Source organism: Deltaproteobacteria bacterium (assembly GCA_028818775.1).
In the GTDB taxonomy this organism is placed as follows: Bacteria; Desulfobacterota; Binatia; order UBA9968; family JAJDTQ01; genus JAJDTQ01.
Map to the genome: position 1 here is coordinate 1 of JAPPNE010000126.1, position 4444 is coordinate 4444.

The 4444-nt window shown below is 68.9% G+C and carries 5 protein-coding genes; all 5 read left to right on the plus strand.

Features of this window, described 5'->3' with window-relative positions; all coding sequences use genetic code 11:
- A partial coding sequence (locus OXU42_13835) for a PQQ-binding-like beta-propeller repeat protein (GenBank protein ID MDE0030470.1) occupies positions 1-940 on the plus strand: 940 nt, incomplete at its 5' end.
- 184 nt (positions 941-1124) lie between these two features.
- Positions 1125-1367 (plus strand): type II toxin-antitoxin system Phd/YefM family antitoxin, encoded by a 243-nt coding sequence (locus OXU42_13840; protein MDE0030471.1) that lies wholly within the window; start codon positions 1125-1127, stop codon positions 1365-1367.
- 127 nt (positions 1368-1494) lie between these two features.
- Positions 1495-2097, plus strand: a complete 603-nt coding sequence (lexA, locus tag OXU42_13845; GenBank protein ID MDE0030472.1) for a transcriptional repressor LexA — start codon at positions 1495-1497, stop codon at positions 2095-2097.
- 89 nt (positions 2098-2186) lie between these two features.
- Positions 2187-2864, plus strand: a complete 678-nt coding sequence (locus tag OXU42_13850) for a recombinase A (GenBank protein ID MDE0030473.1) — start codon at positions 2187-2189, stop codon at positions 2862-2864.
- Entirely contained in the window at positions 2851-4350 is a 1500-nt protein-coding gene (locus OXU42_13855) for a DNA polymerase Y family protein (GenBank protein MDE0030474.1), read from the plus strand. The genes OXU42_13850 and OXU42_13855 overlap by 14 nt, the downstream gene beginning before the upstream one ends.
- Positions 4351-4444: the final 94 nt, after the last annotated feature.

The following is a 4444-nucleotide window of genomic DNA, read 5'->3' on the forward strand; positions in this document are numbered from 1 at the left end:
CCTGGCGGTCGGTGACGCCGCGGGTGGCGTCTACGCGTTCGACGGCAAGTCCGGCGCAAGCGCCTGGACGCGGCAGGGGACTCATGACGGCGGCCTGCTCGCGATGGCGGTCCACCCAAGCGGGACCGCCTTCGCTACGGCCGGCCAAGACGGCCGAGTCCTTGTCTGGGATGCCGCCGAGGGTCAGGTAAAACATGCCGTCGACGTCGGCAGCGGTTGGGTGGAGAACGTGGCGTGGTCGCCGGACGGCCAATGGCTGGCGGCCTCCTGCTCCCGGCAGGTTCGCGCGTATGGCGCGGACGGCGGAGAAGCCTGGCGATCCGATGATCATCCCAGCACCGTCAGCGCCATCGCCTGGTCCAGCGCGGGGGAGCTGGCGACGGCCTGTTACTGTCGAGTGGCGTTCTTCGACGTGCCCACCGGGGAGCTTCGCCAGAAGCTGGAGTGGCAGGGCTCCCTGGTGTCGATGGTACTGAGCCCGGACGGGGATATCGTGGCCTGCGGCAGCCAGGACAACTCGGTGCACTTCTGGCGTCGCTCCACGGGGCACGACTCCATGATGTCCGGATATCCCGCCAAACCGTCGGCCCTGGCCTTCGATGACACGGCCACCCTCCTGGCCACCGGCGGAGGCGACGCGGTGACGGTCTGGAGCTTCCGAGGACGTGGTCCCGAAGGCACGCGGCCCGGCGTTCTAAAACGTCATGCTCAACCTGTCACAACCCTCGCCTTCGCTCGCCGCGGGATGCGCCTGGCCTCGGCGGCACGGGATGGCGCAGTAGTGGTGTGGTCGCTCAAGAGGAATGGAAAAGGCCGTCGTATCGGGTCCGCGGTTTTGTCGGACATAGGGGCGGGATTGTACTGGCGGCCGGACGGGCGCGCGCTTGCCGCGCTCGACGCCCGGGGTGGCGTGACGGTTTGGCGGATAGGAGCAACATAGGCCGGAATTGGCAGCGCACGCGCAGTGCCGGCCACAGTGCGGCCAGCCACTGATGTCGATGTCGAAGACACTCCGCAGCCGTTGCGCCCAAGTCATCGGCGCGCGGCTGGCGCCTCTGCCAGGACTTGACCGTACACTTCCAAATGTACATGGATAGGCCAGGTACTCTTGAGAGGTGACGCTGATGACGGACATGATCGGAGCGGCGGAGTTCAAGGCGAGATGCCTCCGTGTCATCGACCAGATGAACAAGGATCGCAGGCCCGTGACCATCACCAAACGCGGGAAGCCGGTGGCGGTGCTGCATCCCGTCGAGCCTCTCGACAAGAGCCCGTCAATCATCGGAGCGATGCGCGGTTCGGTGCTGGCCTATCATGATCCATTCCGGCCCGCGACCGACCCCTCCGACTGGTCCGCCAGCGAATGATCGTACTCCACACCCACGCATTGATCTGGCTCGTCAACGATGAGCCGCGACTCCGCTACTGACCGCGGACGACGCCACGAAGTGATTTCGCTTGCATACCAGACAAAAGACTGGTATGCGTATCTCCATGACACCCTTCACGCCACCGGGAGAGACCCGGGAAAAAGTTTACCGGTTCGTGCGCAGGCGGATCCTGGAGGAGCTTCCTCCGACGGTGCGGGAGGTGCAGGAGGCGTTCCGGTTCAGGGCGGTGCAGACGGCGCGGGAGCACCTGGAGCGGCTGGTGGCGGAGGGGCGGCTGGTCAAGGCGCGCGGGAAATCACGGGGTTATCGCCTGCCCCGGGAGCCGGGGACGCTGTTCGTGCCGCTGCTGGGGCGGGTGCAGGCGGGCGGGCTGCGGGCGGCCATCGAGGAGTGCGAGGGCTACCTGCCGGTGCAGTCGCGGGGCTCGGAGGAAATGTTCGGGCTCCGGGTGCAGGGGGAGAGCATGACCGGGGCGGGCATCCTTCCGGGCGACATCGTCGTCGTGCGACAGCAGGCGGAAGCCGCCTCGGGGGACATCGTCGTAGCTCTGGTGGGGGACGAGGCCACCATCAAGAGGCTCCGCCTGCGTCGGAATCGGATCGAGCTGCATCCGGAGAACCCGGCTTTCGCACCGATCGTTCCGCGAGCGGAAGAATGCACCGTCCTGGGCAAGGTGGTGGAGGTGAGACGTTATCTGGAGGGGTGAACTCGAGGGTCGGCGTGCGGACGCGGAATCCGGGACGACGCGTTTCCGGCACCCGATCCTTTGCCTCTTGCGGGATACAGAGAGCTTTCATGGACGTTTCCGCCGAAATGACTCAAGAGCGGATGCCGGTTCCGGCGCGCGACCGGATGGCGGCTTCGGGCGCCGTTCCGGCCCCTGTCGCGCCGCGGCGCCTGCCTGTCCGCGAGGCGCCGCGGGCCTGGAACCTTTCCCTGCTGGCGGGACGTCTCACGGAGATCTCGGACTCGGGCGCGGCCCCTGCCATCACGGCGGCGGCCTCCTTGATCCTCCAGGCCCAGCAGCGCGGTGAGCCCGCGGCGTGGATCGGCTTCGGCAACTCGATCTTCTTCCCGCCGGACTTGGTCGAGTGGGGAATCGACCTCGACGCCCTGCCGGTAGTGCGCGTTCCCGACGCCCTCGCCGCGTCCCGCGCCGCCGACCAACTGCTGCGCTCCGGGGCCTTCGGCCTGGTGGTGCTGGACCTGAAGGCCGAGGCGCGGATGCACATGGCGGTCCAGAGCCGCCTTGCGGCGCTGGCCCGGAAGCACCACACGGCGCTCCTCTGCCTCACCCGCAAGAAGCGGGGCGCGCCCTCGCTGGGGCCGCTGGTGTCGCTGCACGGCGAGGGCAGCATCACCAGGACCGCTTTCAGCCGCTTCGACTGGGAAATCCGCATGGTCAAGGACAAGCGGGGAGCTCCGGGATGGAGCCACAGGGAGTCGTGCCGTGGAACGGATGGCCTGTGTTGACCTTGCCGCCTTTCCCCTGCAACTGCTGCTCCGGGACCATCCGGACTGGAAGGACCATCCCGCCGCGGTGGTGGACCGGGACAAGGCCCAGGGGACCATCCTCTGGGTGAACTCCCGGGCGCGCGCCACGAGCATCCTTCCGGGCATGCGCTACGGCGCGGGGCTCGCGCTTTCGCGCCATCTCCGGGCGGACGTCATTTCCCGCTCGGCCATCGACAAGGCCGTGGCCGGCCTGGTTCCGCGGCTGCGGCGCTTTGCCGCCGAAGTCGAACCCTCCCGGGATGAGCCCGGGGTGTTCTGGCTCGGGGCCTCGGGCCTTTCCCTCCTCCATCCCCGCCTGGAGGAATGGGCCGGGCTCATCCACGGCGACCTCGCCGGCGCCGGCCTCCACAACACCGTGGCCGTGGGGTTCTCCCGTTTCGGCAGCTATGCAGCGGCCAAGACCTGCGACCGGACCACGGTCTTCCGGACGCCCGAGGAAGAGCGCCACCATGTCCGCGGCGTCCGGCTGGACCGCCTCGACTTCGCTCCCAAGGTCCGCGACCTGCTGGCCCGGCTCGGCATCCACACCCTGGGGGGCTTCCTCGACCTGCCCGCGTCCCAGGTGCGCTCTCGCCTCGGCCGTGAAGCCCACCGGCTCCACCGGCTGGCCGCGGGCGACCTGTGGAGCCCGCTCCACCCGGAGATCCCGTCGGAGCCCACCGTCGCGAGAGTCTTCCTCGACTACCCGGAGAGCGACCACCGGCGGCTGGCGATCCTCATGGAGGACTTGCTGGAGCCGCTGCTCGCTTCACTGGAGCAGCGCTACGAGGTGATGACCGCGCTCCTGCTCCACCTCCGCCTGGACGACAGGTCGGAGAGGGGCGAGACCCTGCGGCCGGCCCGGCCCACCCTGGACCGGACGCAGATCCTGGACCTCCTGCGGCTCCGCCTGGAGGCCATGGAACTGTCGGCCGGTGTGACGGAAATCGTCATGGAACTCCTGGGAACCTCGCCCGACGTCCGGCAGGGGGAGCTTTTCCACGGCGCCTCCACGCGCGACCACGACGCCGCCAACCGCGCCTTGGCGCGGCTGCGGGCGCGCTTCGGCGACGGTGCGCTCCTGCGGGCGCGCCCGCATGCCGGGCACCTTCCCGAGGCGCGCTTTACCTGGGAGCCCATGGAGTCCGTGCCGCTGCCGAGGCCGCGCCGGGTGCGGCTGCGGCCCTTGGTGCGGCGTTTCTTCCTCAAGCCCGTCCGGCTCCCGCACCAGCCCGTGGTCGCCGACGCCCGAACCGGCATTGACCGGATTGACGACCCCCGAACCGACGGCGGCTTTCTCACCCGGGAGAACACCGGCCCCTACATTATCTCGGGGGGATGGTGGGGCTCCGGCGCTGAAGTGCACCGCGAGTACCACTTCGTCCGCGACGACGAAGGCCCCTGGCTGTGGGTCTACTATGACTCCAAGCGGCACGGCTGGTTCCTGCACGGGAAAGTGGAGTAAGGACCATGACCGCCGGCAAGGGGGCCCGGGCATCCGTGCCCTACGCGCCCCTCTACTGCAAGAGCCACTACTCGTTCCTGGAGGGGGCGAGCCA